Here is a 2,217-nt window from a genome sequence, read left to right on the forward strand (position 1 = left end):
CGGACCACTCTCAGACACCAACTGTCCGATCAAGTACAAACTTCTACATTTTAGTCAATGCGCGTTACGCCAAGAACGTGCCCGGGCGCAAGACAGATGTGAGCGATGCCGCATGGCTGCGCCAGCTCCATTCCTACGGTCTGTTACGCGGCAGCTTCCGCCCTGATGCCGAGATCGCAACCCTACGCGCCTATCTGCGTCAGCGGGAGCGGCTCGTGGAATACGCAGCCGCCCATATCCAGCACATGCAAAAGGCTCTGATGGAGATGAACCTGCAACTTCATCACGTTGTCTCCGACATCACCGGCGCGACCGGGATGCGGATCATCCGAGCGATTGCAGCGGGCGAGCGCAATCCCGACGTTTTGGCGGCTTACCGCGATGTGCGCTGTCATTCCTCTATCGAGACGATCCGCGCTGCACTGGTGGGCAACGACCGGGACGAACATATCTTCGCCCTGACCCAGTCGTTGGAGCTCTACGACACCTACCAGGCCAAGATGCTCGACTGCGACCGCAAGCTGGAATCCTTGATAGCGGCGCTGACCGACGAAGAGGCCAAGCCGGTCCGCAAGCTATCCAGGCCACGAGTGAAGACCAAGCAGGTCAACACACCGTCATTCGATGTCAGGGCTGCACTATACGGTGTCCTGGGAGTTGATCTGACCGAGATCCATGGGCTGGGTCCGTCCCTCGCATTGAAGCTCATCGGCGAGTGCGGGACGGATCTGAGGGCGTGGCCGAGCGCCAAGCACTTCACCTCCTGGCTGTGTCTCGCGCCCGGTAACAAAATCTCCGGCGGCAAGGTGCTCTCTTCGCGCACGCGGAGATCATCCAGCCGGGCAGCAGCCCTGTTACGGTTGGCCGCCACGACCATCGGGCGGAGCGATACGGCGCTCGGTGCCTTTTATCGTCGGCTGTCCTCTCGTGCCGGCAAGGCGAAGGCCGTGACGGCAACCGCCCGCAAAATTGCGGTCCTGTTCTACAACACCCTCAGGCACGGCATGACCTACAGGGACCCGGGTGCCGAACGCTATGAGGAACAGTATCGCAGCCGTGTCCTCGCCAATCTGAAGCGACGCGCCAAATCGCTCGGCTTCGTTTTGCAAGCCGTTCCATGCGAGACCGAGGCGGCTGTTTCTTAGGAAAGCCGCGCGGTACTTTGCCAGGGAACCCGAGTGAAGTACCGCTTCATGAACGAGCACCGTTACGACTACGCGATCACTTTGATGTGCCGGGTCTTGCGTGTTGCCCGAGCAGGGTTCTACGCATGGCTGCACGCGCCTGTCAGCGACCACGCCAGAGAAGATGCCCGGCTACTCGATCTCATCCGCGCTTCCTACAGAGCAAGCCACGGAGTTTACGGCGCACGTCGCATATTCGGCGATCTTCGGGAAGCCGGCGAGATCTGTGGCCTCCATCGTGTTGAACGCCTCATGCGGGAGAACGGGATCAAGCCTGTGCGCGGCTACAAGAGGCCGCGGGCCATTCCTGGTCGGCCCTCCATCATCGCTCCTAATCGTCTACAGCGAGAATTTACCGTCGATGCGGCCAACAAGGTCTGGGTGACCGACATTACCTACGGTGCGCCTCGTCCCGGATGGTCCGGGGTGCATATGACTGGAATGCATTGAGAAAGGAGGATTTGAAGAATGCCCTGCTCCCTGCTGTGAGGGGGCATGAGCCCAAGCGGCGGTGACCTGTCGTCAACTGGCAGGGTGACGTAGCCCGCAGGTAAAGGGAATTGAGGCGAAGCCGTTACGCCGAGATGGTTCCCGAGGCTGTAGCACTGGAAGGTTGAGGAACACGAACCGGTTAATCCGCATCCGAGGGCTGAAATGTCGCCTTCGCCTACACGGCTTAACAGGCGGAATGCCGATGAGGTCGCCGGAGACGTACGTCGGCGGCATCCGAATGTGGGCGTACATGTAGGTCGCCTGCAGGGAGCCATGGGAAGAACACAGCCAGACCATGGCAGAGGCATCGACTTGCGGGACGCAAGGACAAGGACTGCGACCGGCAACCTCCCCAGTGCGTGGAATGTCCAGCATATGAACGAGGGAAGGCATGATGGAATGCCCACGATGTTCTGCGTCGCAAGGGAGTTGACCCTGATGTCCATCATGCTGGCGGAGTTCCCGTAGTAGTCCGCGGCAGGGAAAGCCTGCCACATGGCGAAGGGGAACAGTTCAATCTGCTTGGAGTGCAAATTACCTG

The 2,217-nt window shown here is 60.1% G+C and carries 1 protein-coding gene and 1 pseudogene; both read left to right on the forward strand.

Features of this window, described 5'->3' with window-relative positions; translation table 11 throughout:
• Window positions 1–1,145: IS110 family RNA-guided transposase (locus F3H98_RS30835; RefSeq protein WP_149764796.1), on the forward strand; the 1,145-nt coding region annotated here is incomplete at its 5' end.
• Window positions 1,146–1,604, forward strand: a pseudogene (locus tag F3H98_RS30840) (IS3 family transposase); the annotation flags it as partial.
• Between the last annotated feature and the right edge of the window lie 613 nt (window positions 1,605–2,217).

It is taken from the genome of Neomesorhizobium albiziae (assembly GCF_900114255.1).
In the GTDB taxonomy this organism is placed as follows: domain Bacteria; phylum Pseudomonadota; class Alphaproteobacteria; order Rhizobiales; family Rhizobiaceae; genus Neomesorhizobium; species Neomesorhizobium albiziae.